Below are 21,675 nucleotides of genomic sequence, written 5' to 3'. Positions count from 1 at the left end.
TCATGGGGCCGGATGATGAGTAAAGATCGATCAACGGTCAAGCCGAAACGCGGCGCGTCATCTGGAAGCGGGGGTGGCATTTTGTCGACCGCATTCAGCCAAAGAAATGGCCGGGCAAAACCCCGGCCATTCGAGAGGCGAGCGCTATGCCGCTGGTTGCTCGTCCGGCGGATGAGGAGTCTGCCGCTCGTAGGCCGAGCCGAGCAGCCGCTTCTTCACCCGCTCGCGCACCGACTGAAACACCACATACAGCATCGGAATGATGAGGATGCCAACGAAGCTCGCCGCCAGCATGCCCGCGAACACGGGCGTGCCCACATCGCGCCGCGTGACCATCGCCGCGCCCGTCGCCACCACCAGCGGATATAGCCCGAGGATGAAGGCGATGGACGTCATCATCACGGCGCGGAACCTTGTCCGCGCGCCGCGCACGGCGGATTCCATGATCGGAACGCCCTTGTCGTGCTCTTCCTTCGCGAATTCCACGATCAGGATCGCGTTCTTTGCCGCGAGCGCGACAAGCACCACGAGACCGATCTGCGCGTAAAGATCGAGCGTCAGCCCGGCAATCAGAATGCCCGACATCGCGCCGAGGATCGCGACCGCAATGGAGAGGATCACCGATATCGGGATCGACCAGCTTTCGTAGAGGCCGACGAGGAACAGGTAGGCGAACAGCAGCGCCAGCGCGAGAATGACGCCAGTCTGCCCCGAAGCCTCATGCTCCTGATATGCCGTGCCAGTCCATTCGTAGGAGAACCCGTTCGGCAGCGTCTTCTTCGACACTTCATCCATCGCCGCGAGCGCGGTGCCCGACGAGACACCAGGAGCCGGGCTGCCCGTGATCGAGACCGAGCGATAGTTATTGTAGCGCGATATGACCTGCGGGCCGACCACGATCCGGGCCGACGCGATGGCCTGAAGCGGCACCACGGCACCCTTGTTGTTGCGGATGTAGATCCGCCAGAGCGATTCGAGATCGGTTCGATTCTCGGCGATGCCCTGGATATTCACCTGCCACGTTCGGCCAAACATGTTGAAGTCATTGACGTAGATGCCGCCGAGCGTCGCCTGTAGCGCGGTGAAGATGTCGTTGATGTTGATGCCGAGCGTCTGCGCCTTGTCGCGGTCGATGTCGAGGAAGATGGACGGATTGTTGGCCGTGAACGTCGAGAATACACGGGAAAGGCGCGGATCCTGATTCGCGGCCGCAAGAAGCCCGCCCATCACACTGCCGATTTTCGCGGGATCCTGACCTTCGAGCGCTTCGAGCTGATATTCGAAGCCGCCGCTGGTCGACAAGCCGATGATCGGCGGCACGTTGAATGCGAAGATGTTCGCCGTGCGGATGCCTTGCGTCATCGCGAACGTCTTGCGCATCAGCGTCTGAACCGAGTTCTCGGGTCCGGGTCGATCGGCGAACGGTTTGAGCCTGACCACCATGAAGGCGGAGTTCGACGCCGCGCTCTGATCGAGGAACGAGAAGCCGATCACCGAAAAGGTCTGATAGACCTGCGGTTGCTTCAGCATCATCCCTTCAACCTGTTTGGCCACCTCCGTCGTACGCGACACGGAAGCGCCATTCGGAAGCTGGATCACGATGAAGAACGCGCCCTGATCTTCTTCGGGCAGGAAGCCCGTCGGCGTCTTGAGCGACAGGAAGTAGGCGCCAGCCGCAAAGCCGCCGATAATGAACAGCGAGACGACCGCAACACGCACAAGGCGTGTCACCACCCAGGCATAGGAATCGCGCGTGTTGTCGATGCGTCTCATGACCCAGCCCATGACGCCTTGTTTTGCGGCGGGCCTGAGGAATACGCGGCAGAGCGCGGGCGACAACGTCAACGCGACGATGGCCGAAATCAGCATTGCGATGGAGATTGTCACGGCGAACTGCCGGAACAACTGTCCCGTGATGCCGGGCAGGAACGCGGTCGGGACGAACACCGAGAGCAGCACGAGGGTGATCGCGATGATCGGCCCCGTGATCTGGTTCATCGCCTTTTTGGTGGCGTCGGCCGGTGACAGGTCCGGCTCCTCCTCCATAACGCGCTCGACGTTCTCCACCACGACGATGGCGTCGTCCACCACGATGCCGATGGCTATCACGAGAGCCAGCAACGAAATCGTGTTAGCCGAGTATCCGAGGAGAAGAAGGAAGGCGAACGTGCCCACAAGGCTGACTGGTACCGCAATGGCGGGAATGATCGTCGCCTTGAGGTTCCCGAGGAACAGGAAGACGACAATCACCACCAGGATGAAGGCTTCTATGATCGTCTTTAGGACTTCGTGGATGGTGTCGGAAATGAAGGTCGTCGAATCGAAGACGACGAGATAATTCAGGCCTTGCGGAAAGCGGGGCTTCAACTTCTCCATCGTCGCGTTGACGCGGGCAGCCGTTGCCACGGCGTTCGCACCCGGCGCAAGGTAGATGCCCATGGCCACGGCGGGCTTGCCGCTGAGCCGGCTTTCCGAATCCTCGTTCTGCGCGCCGAGTTGCACCTGCGCGACGTCGCGGACGCGCAGCACAGATCCGTCGGGATTCGCGCGAAGGATGATCGAGCCGAACTGCTCGGGTGTCGACAGGCGGCCCTGCGTTTGCAGGTTCATCTGGAATTGCTGATCGGGACTGATCGGCCTTGCGCCGACGCGGCCGACCGGGGCCTGAATGTTCTGCGCCTGGATGGCCCGGATCACGTCGGACGGCATGAGGTTGAGGCTCACGAGCCGCTCGATGTCGAACCAGATGCGCATCGAATAGTTGAGCCTGCCGAACAGCGAGGCCTGACCGACGCCCGGCGTGCGCGCGATCTCGTCCAGCACGTTGATTGTGGCGTAGTTCGTGATGAAAAGCGGGTCTTGTTCGCCGGTCTCGCTGTAGAGCATCATGAACTGAAGCACGGCGGACGAGCGCTTGCGCGTTATCACGCCTTGCCGCGTCACGATCTCCGGCAGTTGCGACTGCGCAGACTGCACGCGGTTCGTTACGTTAACGGTGTTGATGTCGGGATTCGTGCCGAGCTCGAACGTGAGCGTCAGTGTATAGGTGCCGTCGTTCGCGCTGTTCGACTTCATGTACAGCATCTTGTCGACGCCGACCATCTGCGCTTCCAGCGGCTGCGCCACGCTGGTCTCGACCACTTCAGCCGACGCGCCCGGATAGTTCGCTGTGACCTGCACCTGCGGCGGCACGATGTCCGGGAACTGCGATACGGGGAGATTGATGAGGCCGAGAATGCCCGCGATCGTTATCACGATCGACAAGACGATCGCGAGGCGTGGCCTGTCGATGAAGACCGAAGAAATCATGGAATCACCGCTTCCCGTCGTCGGGCTTCTTGGTTGCCGGAGCGGCGGGAGCGCCATTCGCGGAGGCTGGCTGCGTGGCGTTCAACGGCGCGCCCGGCTGCGGCGCTGGCGGTCCCGGCAGAACCGGCTGGCCTGGTTTCACGCGTTGCAGCCCCTCGACCACGATGTTTTCGCCCTTCGTCAACCCTTTGAGGACGAAGGCTGTCGCGCCCGTCGTCTGCCCGAGTTCGATGCGGCGCAGCTCGGCCTTGTTGTCGGCGCCGATCACAAAGACGTAATCGCCCTGCTGGTCGGTCAGCACGGCGGCACGTGGGACCGCCACCGCCTGAACGGGTTGAACGCCTTCGAGGATCACGCGCACGAATTCGCCATCCGAGAGCGTACGGATGGCCACGCCCTTTGAAATCGTCAGTTGTGGATTGGGAATCGTACCGCGAAGGATGATCGTGTCGGTGTCGGTCGACACGGTGTTGTCGACGAAGTTGACCTCGCCTTCCTTTTCGTAGATGCGCCCATCGGGCAGCCTGAGCTTGATGCGAACAGCCTCGAAGCCGCCCCGCGTCGCATAGCGCGCGACCAGTTCATTGACCGCGCGTACCGCAACCGGGAAGACGACATACATCGGGTCCTGGCTGACAATGGTCGTCAGCGTCCCCGAGCTTGGCGTCACATAGTTGCCCTCGGTGATCGCGGTGCGGCCGATCTTGCCGGTGATCGGCGCGACGATGTCGGTGTAGCCGAGATTGATTTCCGCCGTCTGCAATTGCGCCTGAGCGCCGAGCACCTGCGCAGCGAAGCTCCGCTGCTGTGCGAGCGCGCTGTCGTAAGCGGATTGCTGGCCGGCGGGGCCGCCAAGCAGCGATTTCGCGCGGTCGAGCGTCAGCTTCGCATTTTCGAGCTGCGCCTTCAATTGGTCCACAACGGCACGCCGCGCGTCCACCTCGGCCTTGAAAGGCGGCTGCTCGATGCGATAGAGCGGTTCGCCCTTCTTGACTTCGGACCCTTCCTCGAAGAAGCGCTTCTCCAGAAAGCCCGACACGCGCGCTACGATATTCACGCGATCTGTCGCCTGAATGCGCCCGAGAAATTCGCTGGTTTGGGTCAGCGGCTGTTCTTCCACGCGTACCACGCCGACAGCAGGCGGCCCCGCTCCGGGAGCCTGGGCCACGGCGCCCTCGGGAGCAGCTAAAGCGGAAACGATGGGGAGAAGCGCCCACAGCAAACGACGCGTCTTGCGAAGCCGGAAAGTCAAAGCGCCCTCATCAGATATCGTTGGCGTAAAAATTTCAAATCGGTAGGCTTTCGGCATTTCAATCGCTTGCGAGCGTGCCAAAACGCGCGCGCGACGAATTGCCCGAGTGCGGACCTATAGAGTCTTTTGCGGCAAGACAACCGTCTCTTTGTATCCAACTTTACCGCGTACCGGTGAGTTCTCGGTAAGCGTGCCAACTCGCGTGACCGACCAGCGGGAACGCGATCGCAAGGCCGACGAAGAGGGTCAAGCAGCCGAGCGTGACGATTCCGAGGATAAGAGCCGCCCAGAGAAGCATCGCTTGGGGGTTGGTCCGCACGGCCTGCACGCTCTGGATGATCGCCGTCACGACATCCACGTGGCGGTCGAGCAGCATCGGCACCGAAATCGCCGAGATCGCATAGGCGACGAGCGCGAAAAGCGCCCCAACAGCCGTTCCGACAATTGCAAGGCCGAGCCCGTGCCAGGTGAAGAGGAGCGTAGAGACCAGTGTTTCGGCGGACGGATAACTCACCGCACCGAAAAACAACATGAACAGCAGAAACGCGACGCGCATCCAGAAGATAAAGAGGAGCAGCAGCGCCACACCAAAAAGTGCAAGGCGCGAGCCGTTTTCGCGGACCACGGCCGAGATATCGGCCCAGGACGTCGTCTCCCCGCGCTCTCGCCTGCGGCTGATTTCGTAAAGCCCGACTGCGAGCACCGGCCCCAGGAGGAGGAAGCCCCCGGCAAGCGGCAGGATCACCGGCAGCGCGCTCGAAAGCGCGAGGGCGAGCAGGAAAAACCAGGCAATCCCAGCGAACGCCGCGCCGTAGATCAGGCTGATCTGTGGCGTTGCCCAAAGATCGCGCCACCCCGCCGCCAGCCAGTTCCAGGGGGCATCGAATGGGACGTGCACAATGGCAGGAGCGGCGTCGCCGCTTTTGGAAGCTGGAGCGGAATCATCATGTGTGGACGTCATCGCGAACTCCCCTTTTTCAGGCCATTTCATGGCAAAGATGGGTGCGGCCTTTTTTCTCGTTTGACACAGGTCAAAGTTCTTCCCCATCATCCTCACAGGGATAAGATGGTTCTGGATAACCGCTTTTCGTAGGGAGCCCCTTCCGAAGGGTCGTCCATCCGCTTGGAAATATTTCCGTCCATCGACCACGCAAGCCGCTGCACAACCTGCGCGATAAGGCATCGGTCCATATGCGACGCGTTGAGCGCGACGGAGATTCTGAGCCTAAATCGCATAGCGCGCAGCCGCGTAGTCCCTGCTGGCCAGATGATCCTCGGCGAAGGGCAGGCGCGGACCGTTTTTGCGAACATCGTGTCCGGCGTCGTCAAGCTGACGAAGACGCTCGATGACGGGCGGCAGCACATCATCGGCCTGTTGTTCGCATCGGACTTTCTCGGCAGGGCTTACCGCGCGGAAAATCCCTACTTTGCAGAAGCCGCAACCGACGTGGAACTCTGCGTTTTCCCGACGGCCGGGTTCGAGCGTTTGCTCGCCGAGCACCCGGGGCTGGAGCACCGGCTTTTTCAATACACCCTGACCGAACTCGACGCCTGCCAGGAATGGATGCTCCTGCTTGCCCGCAAGAAGGCGGAAGAACGCGTGGCGAGCTTCCTTCTGATGATCGCGAAGCGCGTGCCCAATATGGAGTGCTCGCGCGTTGAAAGGCGCGATGAGGTTCACTTCGTTCTGCCGCTGTCGCGCGCCGAGATTTCCGATTGCCTGGGCCTCACCATCGAGACCGTGAGCCGCCAGATCACGCGACTTAAGACGCGAGGGGTCATCGAACTGGTGAATTATCGTGAGATCCTGATCCCGGACCTCGCGCGGCTTCAGGAAGCCGCCTACGACGCACCTGCCAAGGTGCCCTTACCAAAAGCGCGGCGAAGCGTTCCCGCCGAGGATTGAGGGTTTCGAGCGAAGTCTCTCGCTACGGCCCACCGAGCGCCGTTCTCGCTGGCTGCGGAATGTCGCGCGCCACGCGAAAGCCGAGCATCGGCGCCCCGATGTCGGCGAATTCCCGGGCGCGCGCCGAGAATCGGGCCGCGTCGCCTCGTGTCGCCCCCCGCACCACGCGATAGGCGCAATCCCCACCCGAAGCAGAGAGCCACGCCGCGCCATCGCCGGGCGCGCGGTCGTAGCTCGCGTGCCAGCAATCCTCGACCCACTCGAAGACCGTGCCGGTATAAAGGCCCCACGCATTCGCGCTCGTCATGCTCGCGCGTTCATAGCGCATGCGGCCGAAAGGCCCGCCGCCGCCGAGTTCCGCCATCGGATCGAACGGCGGGCGGCTCCCCTGCTCCGACCGTTCCGAGCCGTCGCGGTCGGAGGTCGCGCGCAACGCGTATTCCCATTCCGCCTCGCTGAGCAGCCGATAGCGTCGCCCAGTGATCTGGCTCAGCCAGTCGACATAGCCCTTCGCGTCGAACCATGTAAGGCGCGTCGCAGGAACGGTCGGCCCGATCGCGAGAAGCGACGACAATGTGAGACGGCACACACCGGCGTCCACGCAGGCGCGCCAGTTTCCGGCCGAAATCACGCGCTTCGAGACCGCTAGCGGCTTCTTGAGCACGACGCGATGGGCCGGAGCTTCCTCGGGCCGATAGCCCGCGCTTTCGGGGCGCGCGCCAACGACTACCTGGCCAGCGGGGATGACAACCATCTCGGGGCAATGCGCGCAATCGGCGAAGCTTTCGCGCTGCCCGTTACCCGGTTCGAACTGCTGCACGATCTCATGCGAGACCGAACCGGTCGACACATCCAGCGCGCCGTTAACGGATGGCGGCGCCTTCTTCGAAGCGACCTTCGCCTTGGTATCGGCAGGCGGCGGCGTCGGGTAATCAGGCACGGCCACGACTTCGCTTCCCTCGTTCGAGGGTTCGATGACGGTGTCGGGCGCGACCTGCGGCAGCGGCGGCGCATCGTGTTTTTCAGCGACGGGCTTTTCGAGCGCAGCCGTCCGGCGCATTTTCACCGTTTCGGCGGGCGAGGGAACCACCTGCGAAGCTGACGCTGGTTGCGCGGTAGCGGAAGCCCCCGTCGGTTGCGCTGCGTCGGACTCAGCGTTGTCCACCTTTTCGGAGGTGGCCTGCGTCGCGGATGGCTGGCCTTGCGTCACGGTCTCGCGCGTCTGCCGGTCGGTCTTCGTCGCGGTAATCCTCAGCGAGTCCTGCGATTTCGGGGCTTCCTTCGTTCCGCCGAAGTAGAAGACGCTGCCGACGGCGAAGACTGCGACGATGATCCCCGCCCCGACGCCCGCGAAGAAGGCATTCGGGCGCATGAGGCGCTCGCCCAACCCCGCCAATTGACGTCCATGAGACAATTCTTCGTCATAGCCCGCGCGGCGCTCAGGATCCTTTAGCGTTTCGTAGGCTTCCGTGAAGCGGCTGAAATCGAGATCGGACGCCACGCCCGAAGCCTGCTGGCTATCGGGGTGATATTTCTTGGCGAGCGTTCGAAAGGCCCGACGGATTTCGACGTCGGTCGCGTTTCTCGTAACGCCGAGAATACTATAAAAATCCGGCTCACCGTGCATGGGGTTATTGCCTGACCGCCACATTATGATTTTGCACGCCTTAGGGCACCGGCCGCGCTGTTATAAGGTAGGTCGCCGTCTAAGGCATTGATGGGGCGCATTTGCGGCAACCCCCGGGCCAGATCGGGAGAAATCCTGCGGTCGCTTTTCGGGCTCACGTCGCAAACCAAAGCGCTTCTCGCGTCGTGTTTAGCAATCCGGAGAGGCTCCGAGCCTCGCACGGAATCGCAAATAAAGAGGTCGGCACAGCGCTGCCATGCCGACTTCAAATGCTATCGCCGAGCGCAGCTGCGGCACCCTGACAATCAAGCTTTGTGGTCTCGCTCCGGTTCCAGCAAAACGAAACGTCCCGCCGGAGGAGAGCTTAGAACAGCTTCGAAATGGCGACCAGCCCGAGAGCCAGAAGAAGGGCCTTCGCCGCGCCATCCGGGTTGAAACTGGCGATAAGGCTGTTAACAAAATCGATCGGAGCGACGAGAACGTTATATCCGACAAGCGCCGCGATGACGATGCCGAGAAGCCAAAGCAAGTAGCTTACTCTCATTGTAGTCCCCCAAGTTTTTTACGGCAGGCAAAACGCAGGAATACCAGCCGAAAGCTAAAGAAAGCGCCCCCCTTTTACAAGGGGCATGACGCCACAATTCATCCGTGTGCACCGCTGATCTCGGACGGCGGATGACGAAGCCCGTCCCCGCACGTGGACAGGCGCGGCACACGCCGCGCCTCAGTTTCCCCGTTAGATCGCCTTGACGATTTCTTCCGTCATCTTCTTGGCGTCGCCGAAAAGCATCATCGTGTTGTCGCGGTAGAACAGCGTGTTGTCGATGCCTGCATAGCCGGAAGACAATGACCGTTTGATGAACATCACCGTTCCCGCTTTCCACACTTCCAGCACCGGCATGCCGTAGATCGGCGAAGTCGGGTCTTCCTTAGCCGCCGGATTCGTCACGTCGTTCGCGCCGATGACGAAGGCCACGTCCGCCTGCGCGAGTTCCGAGTTGATGTCTTCAAGCTCGAAGACCTCGTCGTAAGGCACGTTCGCTTCGGCGAGCAGCACGTTCATATGGCCCGGCATGCGGCCCGCGACGGGGTGAATCGCATATTTCACCTCGACGCCGGCTTCCTTCAGCTTGTCCGCCATCTCGCGAAGCGCGTGCTGCGCCTGCGCGACCGCCATGCCGTAACCCGGTACGATGATGACTTTCGACGAGTTCTTCAGGATGAACGCCGCGTCGTCGGCCGAACCTTGCTTGACGGGGCGTTGTTCCGTCGCGCCTGCCGCAGCCGAAGTTTCGCCGCCGAAGCCGCCGAGGATCACCGAGATGAACGAGCGGTTCATGCCCTTGCACATGATGTAGGACAGGATCGCGCCGGACGAACCGACGAGCGCGCCTGTGATGATGAGCGCGGTGTTCGACAGCGTGAAACCGATGCCCGCCGCCGCCCAGCCGGAGTATGAGTTCAGCATCGAGACGACCACCGGCATGTCCGCGCCGCCGATGGGCACGATCAGCAGGATGCCGAACACGAAGGATGTCACCGCGATGGCCCAGAACAGGTTCGTGTCCTGCGTCTGCACGAAAAGCACGATCATCGCGACGATACCGACCGCCAGCGCCAGATTGATGAGGTGGCGCGCGGGCAAGAGGATCGGCTTGCCTGACATGTTGCCGTTGAGCTTCGCGAAGGCGATGAGCGAGCCCGAGAAGGTGATCGCACCGATGGCGACGCCAAGCGACATTTCGACGAGGCTCTGCGCGTAGACCGCGCCGGGCGCGCCGATGCCGAAGGCTTCGGGCGCATAGAGCGCGGCGGCGGCCACGAACACGGCGGCGAGGCCGACGAGGCTGTGGAACGCGGCGACGAGCTGCGGCATGGCCGTCATGGCAATGCGCCGCGCGGCGACCGCGCCGATGCCGCCGCCGAGCGCGATACCGCCCGCAATCAGCAGCCAGCTTTCGTTCGTTTCAGGCCGCGCGACGCCGAGCGTAGTGGCGGTGGCGATGGCCATGCCGATCATGCCGAAGGTGTTTCCCTGCCGCGAGGTTTCGGGCGACGAAAGCCCGCGCAGCGCAAGGATGAACAACACGCCGGAGGCGAGGTAAAGGAGAGCAACCAGACTAGGGTTCATTACCGGTCACCCTTCTTTTCTTTTTTCTTGTACATGGCGAGCATGCGGCTCGTGACGAGGAAGCCGCCGAAGATGTTCACCGAGGCCATGACGAGCGCGAGGAAGCCGAACAGCTTCGCCCAGAATGTGCCGCCGGTGGAGATCACGTCCGCCGCCTCGACGCCAACCGCGAGCAGCGCGCCGACAACGATCACGGACGAGATCGCGTTCGTGACCGACATCAGCGGCGTATGCAGCGCGGGCGTCACGCTCCACACCACGTAATAGCCGACGAAAATCGCCATCACGAAGATCGACAATTCGTAGACGAAGGGCGAAACGCCGTGCGAGCCTTCGGAGGCCGCGAGCGCCGCGCCGGGCGCAAGCATGGTCAGCGCCGCGAGGGCAAGCCCCCCGAGCGCCGGGTAGAGCTTCATTTTCATCAGGCACCTCCCTTGAGGCGCGGATGCACGATCTGGCCGTCTTTGGCGATCAGCGTGCCCGCGATGATTTCGTCGTCCCATTTGATGGCGAGCTTGCCTTCCTTCTTGTCGACCAGCGGTTCGAGGAAGGCATAAAGGTTGCGCGCGTAGAGCGCCGAGGCGTTGCCCGGCACCTGACCCGCGAGGTTCGTCTGGCCCATGATGGTGACGCCCGCATGCACGACGATCTGGCCGGGCACCGTGCCTTCCACATTGCCGCCGCGTTCCGCCGCGAGATCCACGATCACGGAGCCGGGCTTCATGCTCTCCACCATCTCGCGCGTAACGAGGCGCGGCGCGGGGCGGCCCGGAATGAGCGCGGTCGTGATGACCACGTCCTGCGCCGCGATGTGACTGGCGATCAGCGCCGCCTGCTTTTTCTTGTACTCGTCCGACATTTCCTTGGCGTAGCCGCCAGCGGTTTCAGCCGCCTTGAACTCTTCGTCCTCAACCGCGATAAACTTCGCGGCAAGGCTCGCCACCTGTTCCTTCGCGGCGGGGCGAACGTCGGTCGCGGAGATCACCGCGCCATTGCGGCGCGCTGTCGCGATGGCCTGAAGGCCCGCCACGCCCGCGCCCATGACGAAGACGCGCGCGGCCGGAACGGTGCCCGCCGCTGTCATCATCATCGGGAAGGCGCGGCCGAAATGCGCCGCCGCATCGATCACCGCCTTATAGCCCGCGAGGTTCGACTGCGAGGACAGCACGTCCATCGACTGCGCGCGCGTGATGCGCGGGATAAACTCCATCGCAAACGCCGAGACGCCTTTCGCCGCGAGCGCTTCAAGCTCGTCGCGCGCGCCGAACGGGTCGAGCATGGCGACGACAATGGCGCTCGGTTTCAACACGGCGAGTTCCTCCGCCGAGGGGCGGCCGACTTTCAGAAGCACGTCGGCTTCGCGCACCGCTTCCGCCGCGCTTTCGACGATTTCCGCGCCCGCCTCGGCAAACAGCCGGTCCGGCAGGAATGAACGGTCGCCCGCACCCGCCTGAAACACGACGCGCGCGCCGAGACCTTTGAATTTTTTCGTGGTTTCAGGAGACAAGGCGACCCGCGTTTCGCCCTCTCCCTCCCGGGTTACGGAGATTGTGATCATGAGCCTATTGGAACGTTGGGGCTTCGATTAGGACATCGCCGCACCGCCAGCGGCATGGCGACAACCGCACCAGACTTGTCACAGAGTGTTTTCAGCGTTGCCGGCAACGATCCAGGACGACATGTCCACGGTTTCAACCGCTTCCGTTCGCTCCCCATTCATCGCCGGACCCCTTTTTTTGTTAGCCGAACATTTACACAAGTTTCTGCGACCGCCAAGTGTTGAACTCTGTATGCGCCATGCTAAATGAGCGCGCCATTGCCCAAATGGCTAGCATCGCGGCGCGGCGAAGCGCGCGAAACCGGGGGAGTTTATTGCGTATGTCGAATTTCGATTGGAGTGCGAGCATCGTCCGTGGCGTGATGATTCCGCTCGGTCTTTCCATGGCGCTTGCGGGGGCAGCGTCGGCGGAAGACGAAGGCGAGAAAGCCAAGCTTTCGCAATGCGCCAAAGACCTTTGTTCGATCATCGTCTCAAAGGATGCGAACGGGCCGGACGTGACCTGCGACGTAACCAAGACGTGGCAGAAGGAAGAAATCCAGAAGGGCGCCGAACAGAAGAAATTGTCCTGGGGCCAGGGCTCGGCAAAGTGCAGCGCGAAAGTGAACGTGAAGCGCGCCGATATCGTCGCGTCGCTCACGAAGCCGGATCATGAGCTGAAGGTCGAGAAGCAGTCCGTGTCCTGCGAGATCGGCGAAAGCAAATATCCCATCAGCGCCACGCTAGCGCCCGAGCTGAAGTTCAAGGACGGAGCGTCAACGAACGCGGCCCTCCATATCAACGACATCCAGGGCGCGACGCTGATCAAGGGCGCGGTCTGGACAGCGGCGACGCTCGAACAGAATTTCGGCCTGTTCGAAAAGGACCTCGTGCGCGAAATCAACCGCTTCGTCTCGAAGGAATGTCCGAAGATCCTCGAAGCGAAATAAAGGCAAAGTCGCAGGTGCCCGGAGATCGTGAAGCCGCGGTCTCCGTCTCTCGCAGCACAGCGATTGCCGTCACGCGTTCCGCCGCCGCTATCCGCCTGCATGAGAGCGCTGGGGCCGCGCGCTTCACCGCGATGCGGAACGCTCCGCTTCGACCTCCCGCAGCGCCTGATCGATGACGTGCCTCCAGTGAAACAGATCGATGCAGGCGGCGACATAGCCGATTCTCTGCACCATCAGCGCGATACGCTCCTCCACATAAGCGGTCCGAGCATAGGCGTCGAATTCGGTGGCGACATCGGCGGAAACGCGCAAGAGCGATTGTGACATGGCGATTGACGCAAAACTGAGCAAAAACCTTTCATAATTTCTATCCCCGCGTTTACCTTACCGCAAGTACAATCTTAGATTGTATAGGGTTCGCTTTGCGCATGGATCAGGCGCAGGCCGTTCGCGATCCTTTTAAGCGCGCGCAAATCCGCAGTATGCGCCTCTCCGAGCAGGGAGAACGTCAACCGAGAGGCTTCAGAATCCCGAGCCTATGCACGCTGCTTCGCGGGTCGCGCACCGTGTTCTGCCCAGCTTCTTTTCCGCAAGAATGCGCCGGGTACAACCCCGCGCCTTGATCGAGGTCAAGCGGCCACGGCAAAGCTGCTCGCCCTTCGAGGGGAAAAGAACGCGGCCTCTCGGAAAAGTGAAGCCAATAAAACCCTGTCAATCCTGCAACTTCATGATCGATGTGTGTTAGGCCACCCCTGGAATTGATCGAAATCAAGGCCGCCAAGCGGCAGCGTAGGAATTCTCGCAAAGATCGCAAACGTAGGCCCGCATTCGTCGGCTGACGGGGAGAACATAATGGAAGTTGCGAGCACTAAAACAGGAGGCGCGGCGCTTCTCGATTGGGGAGCGCTCGGCCTCACTCTCGGGGGGTTGGCCCTCGGTGTCTTTATAGCCCTTTTCTCGCCCGACAGCGTGATGCAGTTTCATGCCGTCATCTTCGCGCTTTTTGCTCTGGCCGGAACCGTCTTCCTGGCGGGCAAGGCCTTTTCAAGCGCGCCCAGCCAACCGTCCGACTTCTACGCGGACAACGTCATAAAGGCGGGCACGATCGCAACAGTGTGCTGGGGCGTGGCGGGCTTCATGCTTGGCGACATGATCGCCTGGCAACTTGCCTTCCCGGCGCTGAACTTCGACATGCCATGGACGAACTTCGGCCGCCTGCGCCCGGTTCACACCTCGGCCGTGATCTTTGCGTTCGGCGGCAACGCGCTGCTCGCCACGTCGATGTACGTGGTGCAGCGAACCTGCAAGGCGAAACTCTTCGGCGGCTGGCTACCTTGGTTCGTGTTCTGGGGTTATCAGCTCTTCCTGCTCATGGCGGCTTCGGGCTATCTGCTCGGCGTCACGCAGGGCAAGGAATACGCGGAACCGGAATGGTACGTCGACCTGTGGCTGACCATCGTCTGGGTGGCTTATCTTCTCGTCTTCCTCGGCACGATCATGAAACGCCGGGAGCCGCACATCTACGTGGCGAACTGGTTCTACCTCGCGTTCATCGTCACCATCGCGATGCTGCACATCGTGAACAACCTCGCGGTGCCGGTGTCCTTCCTCGGGACGAAGAGCTATTCGGCCTTCTCCGGCGTGCAGGACGCCATGACGCAATGGTGGTACGGCCATAACGCGGTTGGCTTCTTCCTGACCGCCGGCTTCCTCGGCATGATGTATTACTTCGTGCCGAAGCGCGCCGAACGGCCGGTCTACTCGTACAAGCTGTCGATCGTGCACTTCTGGTCGCTGATCTTCCTCTACATCTGGGCCGGTCCGCACCATCTGCATTACACAGCGCTTCCCGATTGGGCGCAGACGCTCGGCATGACGTTCTCGATCATGCTCTGGATGCCCTCGTGGGGCGGCATGATAAACGGCCTGATGACGCTGTCCGGCGCGTGGGACAAGCTGCGCACCGATCCCGTCATCCGCTTCCTCGTCGTGTCGGTCGCCTTCTACGGCATGTCGACCTTCGAAGGCCCGCTGATGGCCATTCGCTCCGTCAACTCGCTGTCGCATTACACCGACTGGACCGTCGGCCACGTGCATTCCGGCGCTCTCGGCTGGGTCGGCATGGTGTCCTTCGGCGCGATCTACTGCCTCGTTCCGTGGCTGTGGAAGCGTCGGGGCCTGTATTCCCAGCGCCTCGTCGAATGGCACTTCTGGGTCGCGACTATCGGCATCCTGCTCTACATCACCGCGATGTGGGTCTCTGGCATCATGCAGGGCCTGATGTGGCGGGCGACCGACGCACTCGGCGTGCTGCAATACTCGTTCGTTGAAAGCGTCGAGTCGATGCACCCCTATTACGTCATCCGCGCCACGGGCGGCCTCCTCTATCTCACCGGCGGGCTGATCATGGCCTACAACGTGTTCCGCACCATCCGCGGAGACGAGCCGGTGGACGTTGCCGACCAGCCCAGGATCGCAGCAGCGCCTGAGCTTCGCACCCCGCAACCCGTTCCGGCCGTGTAGGAGGCGAACATGAAACTCAGTCACGCACCGTTCGAGAAATATTCTCTCGTCCTCCTCGTAGGCATCCTCTTCGTGGTCTCCATTGGCGGCCTCGTGGAGATCGCACCCCTGTTCTACCTGAAATCGACCATCGAAAAGGTTGAAGGGGTGCGGCCATATTCGCCGCTCGAACTCAAGGGCCGCGATGTCTACATCCGCGAGGGTTGCTACGCCTGCCATAGCCAGATGATCCGCACGCTCAAGGATGAGCTTGAGCGCTACGGTCATTACAGCCTCGCGGCGGAGAGCATGTACGATCATCCGTTCCAGTGGGGATCGAAGCGGACGGGGCCAGACCTCGCCCGCGTCGGCGGAAAATATTCGGACGAGTGGCACGTCGCGCACATGACTGCCCCTCGCTCGATCGTGCCGGAAACCGTCATGCCGGGCTATCCCTTCCTTGGGAAGCGCAAGCTCGACTACGACGACATCTCCGAACGGCTGAAGACGCTTCGCGAAGTCGGCGTGCCCTACACCGACGAGCAGATCGAAAACGCGAAGCTCGATATCGTCGCGCAGACGAAACCCGACACGCCGGAAGCTTCGGCCGTTGCCGCGCGTTACCCGAAAGCCGTCGTTCGCAAGTTCAACGCCAAGCAGGGCGATGTGACGGAACTCGACGCGCTGATCGCGTATCTCCAGATGCTCGGCACGCTCGTCGACTTCGCGAAGTACGACGCATCCGGCCCGAACCTGCGCTGAGGAGGAGGACACCATGACTTACGAAACTGTTCGATCTCTCTCGGCGATGGCGGGCCTCTTCATCTTCGTGACGCTCTTCATCGGCGTGCTGGTCTTCGTTTTCTGGCCCGGCAACCAGAAGGGCTTCGACGAAGCGAGCCGCATTCCGCTGGATTCAGACGACTTTAGCGCTGGGGGCAACAATGGCCGATAAGCACGAGCAAACAGTAGACCCCCACACCGGCACCGCCACGACAGGTCACGAGTGGGACGGCATCGCCGAACTCAACACGCCTCTGCCGCGCTGGTGGCTGTGGACGTTCTACGCCTGCATCATCTGGTCATTCGGTTACTGGGTCGCCTACCCGACATGGCCGCTCGTGTCCGGTTATACCAAGGGGCTGCTCGGCTATAGCGAGCGAACGAACGTAACCGAGGCCCTTCAGGCGGTGCGCGACAGCCAGGCAAAGCTGAACGAAGCCATCGTCAAGGACAGCTTCGCCGACATCAAGGCTAACCCGCAGCTTCTGAACTTCGCGCTGGCCGGTGGCAAGGTCGCTTTCGGCGACAATTGCGCGGCGTGTCACGGGCGAGGTGCGCAGGGCAGCCCAGGCTTTGCGAACCTCAACGACGATAACTGGATCTGGGGCGGCACGTTCGACCAGATCCTCCAGACGGTCCGGTACGGCATCCGAAGCGACCATCCCGAGACGCGCATCTCCCAGATGCCCGCATTCGGGGTTGACGGTCTACTGACGCCCTCCCAGATCAGCGACACGGCAGAGTTTGTCCGCTCGCTCTCGAAGCTTCCGCATGACAACGCGGCTGCCGAGCGCGGCAAGGCGGTCTTCCAGGGCGACGGCGCCTGCGCCACCTGCCATGGCGACGACGGCAAGGGCAATCAGGAGGTCGGCGCGCCGAACCTGACCGCCAACATCTGGCTCTATGGCGAAACGAGGGAAGCCATCGCGAACCAGATCACCACGGGCCACGGTGGCGTCATGCCGGCATGGTCGGGGCGGCTCGATCCCGCGACCATCAAGAAACTCGCCATCTACGTGCATTCGCTCGGTGGCGGGCAATAACATCCCTCGACCGCTGGCGAGGGACACGGGCGGAAGCGAGCCGGGGCACCCGGCCCGCTCTGCCCACCTCTCCCAACGGGGGGAACCGAGCTGAAGCGAGGTAGCAAGCCATGTGCTGCTGCGATTCGATTTATGCCCGTGCCCTTATTCTGGAGCACACCATGACCGACATCTCGACGTCCATCACTCCTGCCGCAAGCCCGACTCCGGGCCGGAAGCGCGCCGAGGTGTCCCCTCCGACGCAGAGCACGTCCATGTACAAGGCGCGCGACCCGATCTATCCGAAGCTGGTGCACGGCAAGTTCCGCCGCATCAAGTGGATCTTCATGGCCGTGTCGCTAGGCATCTATTACCTGCTGCCGTGGCTGCGCTGGGATCGCGGACCGACGCTGCCCGATCAGGCGGTGCTGCTCGATTTCGCCCATCAGCGGCTTTACCTCTTCGGCCTCGAAATCTGGGCGCAGGAATTCTATTACGTCACCGGCCTTCTCATCATATCGGCGCTGCTGCTGTTTCTCGTGACCGCGCTCGCCGGGCGCGTCTGGTGCGGTTACGCCTGCCCGCAGACGGTCTGGACCGATCTCATGATCGCGGTGGAGCGTATCTGGCAGGGCGACCGCAACGCGCGTCTGAAGCTCGCGAAGGCTCCGTGGTCGCTCGACAAGACGTGGCGGCTCGCGGGAACGCATGTGTCGTGGCTGTTGATCGGCCTCGCGACCGGCGGCGCGCTCGTCTTCTATTTCGCCGATGCGCCGACGCTTTTCATGGAACTGGTGAACTTCGAGGCTCCGGCGGTCGCGTATGTTTTCATCGGCATCTTCACGGCCACGACCTACGTGCTCGGCGGCCTCTCCCGCGAGCAGGTGTGCACCTACATGTGCCCGTGGCCTCGCATTCAGGGCGCGATGTTCGACGCGGATTCGCTCCTCATCACCTATCGCGGCTTTCGCGGCGAGCCGCGCGGACCGCACAAGAAGGGCGACACATGGGAAGGGCGCGGCGATTGCATCGACTGCAATCAATGCGTGGTGGCGTGTCCGGCGGGCATCGATATCCGCAACGGCGCGCAGCTCGAATGCATTCAGTGCGCGCTGTGCATCGACGCCTGCGACGAGGTCATGACCAAGGTCGGCCGCCCGACGAAGCTCATCGCCTACGATACCTACCGCAACCTTGAGGCCGAGGCGCATGGCGAGCGCGCGCGAATCCGCCTGATCCGTCCGCGCACGATCCTTTACGCCGGTTTGACCGCGCTTGTCGGCGGGTTGATGCTGTTCGGCCTCTCGCAGAAGTCGATCTTCGAGATGAACGTGGTGCCAGACCGCAATCCGCTCTTTGTCCAACTCAGCGACGGCAGCATCCGCAACGGCTATGAAATCCGCCTGCTCAACAAGCGCCGCGAAACACGCACCTTCGCGCTTTCCGTGAGCTTGCCGGAAGCGAAGGTCAACGTCGTGGGCATTGACGGCGAAAACCCGCCGATTACGGTCGCGCCCGACGATGTACGTTCGATCAAGGTCTATGTGAGCGTGCCACGGGAAAAAGCCGCCACGCTCACCGCGACGACGCCGGTTACGATCACCGCGCGCGACAAGGACGACGGCACGGGGACCTCGCGCGCGACGACATTCAAGGGACCGGAACGATGAGCACGACGACGACGCCTGCAGGCGGCCTCACCGGGAAGCACGTCCTCCTCATCCTTCTCGGGTTCTTCGGGATGATGTCCGTGGCGAACGCCATCTTCGTTTATATGGCAATCTCCACGAAGCCGGGCGAGGCGACCGGCGCAAGCTACGAGGCGGGCTTGCGCTACAATCAGACGCTGGCCGAGGCCCAGGTGCAGGCCGCCCTCGGCTGGCATCACAAGGTGGAGATTCGCGGCGAGCGCCTTCGTGTCTCGTTGACCGACGCGAGCGGAGCGCCTGTCGCTGGGCTAGCCATATCCGGTCATGTCGAACGTCCGGCTTCCAGCGAAAAGAGCCACCGCGTTTCCTTCAGGGAGATTGACGCCGGGCTCTACGAGGCGGACCTCAAGCACGCCGACACGGGCAAATGGATTCTGGCGTTCAACGCCGAGAAGTCGCGGCCGGGCAGCGCGCCGGCGATCTACCGCGTGAAGGAAAGATTATGGCTCGAACCATCGCAGCAGACGAACTAGGCGTCGAGTTCAAGGACGCGCAGCGAGAAGCGGGTGCTTCGCCCGCGAGCAGCCGTGCGCCGTCAGCATCGCGCACCATCACGCTCGCGGTGGAGAACATGCACTGCGGCGGCTGCATGCGGAAGGTTGAGACCGCCCTTCTCGGTGTGCCGGGGGTCGCCGCCGCTCGTGCCAACCTCTCAGCCCGCCGCGCGACCGTAATCTTCGACCGGGATGCCGGCTCGGCCGCGCCCCTTGTCGACGCGCTGGAGAAGGCAGGCTTCAAGGCCGCCGAACTCGCGCCCGAAACCGTCGACAACGAAAAGGACAACCCCGCGCGCCCCCTCCTCGCGCGGCTGGCGGTGGCGGGCTTCGCCGCCGCCAACATCATGCTGCTTTCGGTGTCGGTGTGGTCCGGCAAGGGCGGCGGCGCCGACGATCCCACGCATGCGCTGTTCCATTGGCTATCGGCCGTGATCGCGCTGCCGGTGGTGGCCTATGCAGGGCAGCCGTTTTTCAGCTCCGCGTGGGGCGTGCTCAAGCGCGGCCATGTGAACATGGACGTGCCGATCTCGCTCGCGATCTGGCTATCCGCCATCATGAGCCTCTATCAGACGATACGCGGCACGGATCAGGTCTATTTCGACGCCTGCGTGACGCTGCTTTTCTTCCTGCTCATCGGCCGTTATCTCGATCAGCGGGTGCGCATGACGGCACGCGGCGCGGCGGAAAATCTCATCGGTCTGCAATCCCAATGGGCGCATGTCATCGCGCCGGACGGCACCATCGAGCGGCTGCCGTCGCGGCTTGTCGAGCCGGGCATGCGCATCGCAGTTGCAGCGGGCGAGCGCTTCCCCGCCGATGGGGTTATTGCCAGCGGCATGACGACGGTTGACGAAAGCCTCATCACGGGCGAGACGACGCCGCGCACGGCCGCCGCCAATGCGATTGTTTATGCCGGTTCCGTCAATCTCGGCGCGCCCGTCGAGATGGAGGCGCGCGCCGCCGAGGCCGACACGTTGCTCGCGCAGATCGGGCGGCTCATGGCGACGGCGGAGCAGGCGCGCGGGCGTTACGTCCGCCTCGCCGACCGCGCCGCGCGGTTTTACGCGCCGATGGTGCATAGCCTCGCGCTGGCCTCGTTCATCGGCTGGATGATAGCGGGCGCGGGCTGGGAGCATTCGCTCACGATTGCGATTGCGGTGCTCATCATCACCTGCCCCTGCGCGCTGGCGCTCGCCGTGCCCGCCGTGCAGGTCGCGGCGTCGGCACGCCTCTTCGACAAGGGCATTCTGCTGAAGGCGCCGGACGGCCTCGAACGGCTCGCCGAAACCGATGTCGCCGTGTTCGACAAGACCGGCACGCTGACCGCCGGTATCCCCTCGCTCGCGAACGGCGACGCGATCGACGACGCCACGCTGAAGGCCGCGTCCGCGCTCGCCGCCGCAAGCCGCCACCCATACGCGCAAGCCGTGGTGCAGGCCGCGAAGATGCGCTTCGGCGCGGTTTCTGCGTCGAGTGGCGTGGAAGAAAAGCCGGGCTTCGGGCTGCGTCGCGCGACCGATGGCGGCGAGGAACGCCTCGGCTCGGCGGCTTGGTGCGGCGTGGACGACGCGCAAGCCTCGTCCGCCTCGCTCTGGTTCTCGCGCCCCGGCGCGGCACCCGTGGCCTTCCGCTTTGAGGACAAACTGCGCGATGACGCCGCCGCGACCGTGGATGCGCTCACCCGCGCGGGCTATCGCGTGGAGCTACTGTCGGGCGACCGCATCGACGCCGTCGCCTCCGCAGCTTCCGCCGCGCACATCGCCGACTGGCACGCGGGGTTGAAGCCTGACGAAAAGATCGCGCTTCTCGACACGCTGAAGGCCGAAGGCCATCGCGTGCTCATGGTCGGCGACGGGCTGAACGACGCGCCCGCGCTTGCCGCCGCGCATGCCTCCGCTTCGCCTTCGACCGCCGCCGACATCAGCCAGACGGCCTCCGACGCCGTGTTTCAAGGCGCAAAGCTTGCGCCGGTTGTCGAGTTGCTCGCCACGGCGAAGAAGGCGCGACGCATGTCGTTCCAGAACTTTGCCATCGCGTTCGGCTACAATATTGTGTTCGTCCCGCTCGCCATCGCGGGCTTCGTGAACCCGCTGGTGGCGGCCATCGCGATGTCGACCTCGTCCATCCTCGTCACGCTGAACGCGGTTCGGCTGCGCACCGCGAAACTGGAGCTGAAGGCATGACCTCGCTTGCGTGGCTTATCCCAATCGCGCTGTTTCTCGGCGGGCTCGGCCTCGCCGGGTTCATCTGGGCGCTGAGGTCCGGCCAGTATGAAGACCTCGACGGCGCGGCGTGGCGCGCGCTCGAAGACGATCCGCCGGAGAAGCCGCGCCCCGGCGTGTGATCGAGCGCGGTTTTCGGCCATACCGCAACGCCTTGTGGATTGCGTCGCATTCCCGCAGCCCGAAGCCTCGAATTGGCGCAAGCTTCGCGCGAGCGATTCACCGGGG

At 63.0% G+C, this 21,675-nt stretch carries 19 protein-coding genes; 10 read left to right on the top strand and 9 right to left on the bottom strand.

What is annotated here, in order from left to right; genetic code table 11:
- Positions 1–144: 144 nt before the first annotated feature.
- From RVAN_RS14760 to RVAN_RS14750, 3 genes are all read right to left on the bottom strand, one after another.
- Positions 145–3,309, bottom strand: coding sequence for an efflux RND transporter permease subunit (locus RVAN_RS14760; protein WP_013420512.1), 3,165 nt, complete (start codon positions 3,307–3,309; stop codon positions 145–147).
- 4 nt (positions 3,310–3,313) lie between these two features.
- Positions 3,314–4,561 carry an efflux RND transporter periplasmic adaptor subunit gene (locus RVAN_RS14755; protein WP_013420511.1) on the bottom strand — a complete coding sequence of 416 codons (1,248 nt, stop codon included), beginning with the start codon at positions 4,559–4,561 and terminating at the stop codon, positions 3,314–3,316.
- Positions 4,562–4,721: 160 nt separating this feature from the next.
- Complete coding sequence (locus tag RVAN_RS14750; RefSeq protein ID WP_081449489.1) at positions 4,722–5,744, bottom strand: DUF2189 domain-containing protein; 1,023 nt, start codon at positions 5,742–5,744, stop codon at positions 4,722–4,724.
- Between RVAN_RS14750 and RVAN_RS14745 the strand changes: the two genes are divergently transcribed.
- Entirely contained in the window at positions 5,685–6,467 is a 783-nt protein-coding gene (locus RVAN_RS14745; protein WP_013420509.1) for a Crp/Fnr family transcriptional regulator, read from the top strand. The two genes, RVAN_RS14750 and RVAN_RS14745, sit on opposite strands and share 60 nt — an antisense overlap.
- Before the next feature lie 22 nt (positions 6,468–6,489).
- Here RVAN_RS14745 and RVAN_RS19205 read toward each other — a convergent pair whose 3' ends face one another.
- The 5 genes from RVAN_RS19205 to RVAN_RS14720 all read right to left on the bottom strand — a co-directional run bounded on the left by RVAN_RS19205 (position 6,490) and on the right by RVAN_RS14720 (position 11,780).
- Positions 6,490–8,094 (bottom strand): SUMF1/EgtB/PvdO family nonheme iron enzyme, encoded by a 1,605-nt coding sequence (locus RVAN_RS19205; RefSeq protein WP_013420508.1) that lies wholly within the window; start codon positions 8,092–8,094, stop codon positions 6,490–6,492.
- Between the two features lie 364 nt (positions 8,095–8,458).
- Positions 8,459–8,638 carry a hypothetical protein gene (locus RVAN_RS14735; RefSeq protein WP_013420507.1) on the bottom strand — a complete coding sequence of 60 codons (180 nt, stop codon included), beginning with the start codon at positions 8,636–8,638 and terminating at the stop codon, positions 8,459–8,461.
- Between the two features lie 192 nt (positions 8,639–8,830).
- Positions 8,831–10,225 (bottom strand): NAD(P)(+) transhydrogenase (Re/Si-specific) subunit beta, encoded by a 1,395-nt coding sequence (locus RVAN_RS14730; protein ID WP_013420506.1) that lies wholly within the window; start codon positions 10,223–10,225, stop codon positions 8,831–8,833.
- The gene (locus RVAN_RS14725) at positions 10,225–10,593 is read right to left on the bottom strand and encodes a proton-translocating transhydrogenase family protein (RefSeq protein ID WP_245258074.1); all 369 of its coding nucleotides are present in this window, start codon (positions 10,591–10,593) and stop codon (positions 10,225–10,227) included. The genes RVAN_RS14730 and RVAN_RS14725 overlap by 1 nt, the downstream gene beginning before the upstream one ends.
- Positions 10,594–10,646: 53 nt before the next feature.
- Positions 10,647–11,780 (bottom strand): Re/Si-specific NAD(P)(+) transhydrogenase subunit alpha, encoded by a 1,134-nt coding sequence (locus tag RVAN_RS14720; protein ID WP_041789330.1) that lies wholly within the window; start codon positions 11,778–11,780, stop codon positions 10,647–10,649.
- Positions 11,781–12,103: 323 nt separating this feature from the next.
- Here RVAN_RS14720 and RVAN_RS14715 point away from each other — a divergent pair, with 323 nt between their 5' ends.
- Positions 12,104–12,712 carry a hypothetical protein gene (locus RVAN_RS14715; protein ID WP_013420503.1) on the top strand — a complete coding sequence of 203 codons (609 nt, stop codon included), beginning with the start codon at positions 12,104–12,106 and terminating at the stop codon, positions 12,710–12,712.
- Between the two features lie 123 nt (positions 12,713–12,835).
- Here RVAN_RS14715 and RVAN_RS14710 read toward each other — a convergent pair whose 3' ends face one another.
- Entirely contained in the window at positions 12,836–13,039 is a 204-nt protein-coding gene (locus RVAN_RS14710) for a hypothetical protein (protein WP_013420502.1), read from the bottom strand.
- Between the two features lie 525 nt (positions 13,040–13,564).
- On the opposite strand from RVAN_RS14710, the gene ccoN reads away from it, so the two are divergent.
- The 8 genes from ccoN to ccoS all read left to right on the top strand — a co-directional run bounded on the left by ccoN (position 13,565) and on the right by ccoS (position 21,569).
- Positions 13,565–15,235 (top strand): cytochrome-c oxidase, cbb3-type subunit I, encoded by a 1,671-nt coding sequence (gene ccoN, locus RVAN_RS14705; RefSeq protein WP_013420501.1) that lies wholly within the window; start codon positions 13,565–13,567, stop codon positions 15,233–15,235.
- Positions 15,236–15,244: 9 nt separating this feature from the next.
- Positions 15,245–15,976 carry a cytochrome-c oxidase, cbb3-type subunit II gene (gene ccoO, locus RVAN_RS14700; RefSeq protein ID WP_013420500.1) on the top strand — a complete coding sequence of 244 codons (732 nt, stop codon included), beginning with the start codon at positions 15,245–15,247 and terminating at the stop codon, positions 15,974–15,976.
- Positions 15,977–15,989: 13 nt separating this feature from the next.
- Positions 15,990–16,169 carry a cbb3-type cytochrome c oxidase subunit 3 gene (locus RVAN_RS14695; protein ID WP_013420499.1) on the top strand — a complete coding sequence of 60 codons (180 nt, stop codon included), beginning with the start codon at positions 15,990–15,992 and terminating at the stop codon, positions 16,167–16,169.
- Positions 16,159–17,040 (top strand): cytochrome-c oxidase, cbb3-type subunit III, encoded by an 882-nt coding sequence (ccoP, locus tag RVAN_RS14690; protein WP_013420498.1) that lies wholly within the window; start codon positions 16,159–16,161, stop codon positions 17,038–17,040. The genes RVAN_RS14695 and ccoP overlap by 11 nt, the downstream gene beginning before the upstream one ends.
- A 161-nt stretch (positions 17,041–17,201) precedes the next feature.
- On the top strand, positions 17,202–18,689 hold the full coding sequence (ccoG, locus tag RVAN_RS14685) for a cytochrome c oxidase accessory protein CcoG (RefSeq protein WP_041787710.1): 1,488 nt from the start codon (positions 17,202–17,204) through the stop codon (positions 18,687–18,689).
- The gene (locus RVAN_RS19200; RefSeq protein ID WP_013420496.1) at positions 18,686–19,201 is read left to right on the top strand and encodes a FixH family protein; all 516 of its coding nucleotides are present in this window, start codon (positions 18,686–18,688) and stop codon (positions 19,199–19,201) included. Before ccoG ends, RVAN_RS19200 begins: the two co-directional genes overlap by 4 nt.
- Entirely contained in the window at positions 19,171–21,408 is a 2,238-nt protein-coding gene (locus RVAN_RS14675) for a heavy metal translocating P-type ATPase (RefSeq protein WP_013420495.1), read from the top strand. Before RVAN_RS19200 ends, RVAN_RS14675 begins: the two co-directional genes overlap by 31 nt.
- The gene (ccoS, locus tag RVAN_RS14670; RefSeq protein ID WP_013420494.1) at positions 21,405–21,569 is read left to right on the top strand and encodes a cbb3-type cytochrome oxidase assembly protein CcoS; all 165 of its coding nucleotides are present in this window, start codon (positions 21,405–21,407) and stop codon (positions 21,567–21,569) included. Before RVAN_RS14675 ends, ccoS begins: the two co-directional genes overlap by 4 nt.
- The last annotated feature ends 106 nt before the right edge of the window (positions 21,570–21,675 follow it).

The sequence above is a fragment of the Rhodomicrobium vannielii ATCC 17100 genome (assembly GCF_000166055.1).
GTDB classification, from domain to species: Bacteria; Pseudomonadota; Alphaproteobacteria; order Rhizobiales; family Rhodomicrobiaceae; genus Rhodomicrobium; species Rhodomicrobium vannielii.
This window is presented reverse-complemented; position numbering and strand designations above follow the sequence as displayed.

What these genes read in the sequence shown, in the direction of transcription:
- RVAN_RS14735 (WP_013420507.1), bottom strand. Translation starts at nt 8,638, where the DNA reads ATGAGAGTAAGCTACTTGCTTTGGCTTCTCGGCATCGTCATCGCGGCG.
- ccoS (WP_013420494.1), top strand. Translation starts at nt 21,405, where the DNA reads ATGACCTCGCTTGCGTGGCTTATCCCAATCGCGCTGTTTCTCGGCGGG.
- ccoO (WP_013420500.1), top strand. Translation starts at nt 15,245, where the DNA reads ATGAAACTCAGTCACGCACCGTTCGAGAAATATTCTCTCGTCCTCCTC.
- RVAN_RS14695 (WP_013420499.1), top strand. Translation starts at nt 15,990, where the DNA reads ATGACTTACGAAACTGTTCGATCTCTCTCGGCGATGGCGGGCCTCTTC.
- ccoP (WP_013420498.1), top strand. Translation starts at nt 16,159, where the DNA reads ATGGCCGATAAGCACGAGCAAACAGTAGACCCCCACACCGGCACCGCC.
- RVAN_RS14750 (WP_081449489.1), bottom strand. Translation starts at nt 5,744, where the DNA reads ATGCCTTATCGCGCAGGTTGTGCAGCGGCTTGCGTGGTCGATGGACGG.
- RVAN_RS19205 (WP_013420508.1), bottom strand. Translation starts at nt 8,094, where the DNA reads ATGCACGGTGAGCCGGATTTTTATAGTATTCTCGGCGTTACGAGAAAC.
- ccoN (WP_013420501.1), top strand. Translation starts at nt 13,565, where the DNA reads ATGGAAGTTGCGAGCACTAAAACAGGAGGCGCGGCGCTTCTCGATTGG.
- RVAN_RS14760 (WP_013420512.1), bottom strand. Translation starts at nt 3,309, where the DNA reads ATGATTTCTTCGGTCTTCATCGACAGGCCACGCCTCGCGATCGTCTTG.
- ccoG (WP_041787710.1), top strand. Translation starts at nt 17,202, where the DNA reads ATGACCGACATCTCGACGTCCATCACTCCTGCCGCAAGCCCGACTCCG.
- RVAN_RS14730 (WP_013420506.1), bottom strand. Translation starts at nt 10,225, where the DNA reads ATGAACCCTAGTCTGGTTGCTCTCCTTTACCTCGCCTCCGGCGTGTTG.
- RVAN_RS14675 (WP_013420495.1), top strand. Translation starts at nt 19,171, where the DNA reads ATGGCTCGAACCATCGCAGCAGACGAACTAGGCGTCGAGTTCAAGGAC.
- RVAN_RS14715 (WP_013420503.1), top strand. Translation starts at nt 12,104, where the DNA reads ATGTCGAATTTCGATTGGAGTGCGAGCATCGTCCGTGGCGTGATGATT.
- RVAN_RS14710 (WP_013420502.1), bottom strand. Translation starts at nt 13,039, where the DNA reads ATGTCACAATCGCTCTTGCGCGTTTCCGCCGATGTCGCCACCGAATTC.
- RVAN_RS14725 (WP_245258074.1), bottom strand. Translation starts at nt 10,593, where the DNA reads ATGCTTGCGCCCGGCGCGGCGCTCGCGGCCTCCGAAGGCTCGCACGGC.
- RVAN_RS19200 (WP_013420496.1), top strand. Translation starts at nt 18,686, where the DNA reads ATGAGCACGACGACGACGCCTGCAGGCGGCCTCACCGGGAAGCACGTC.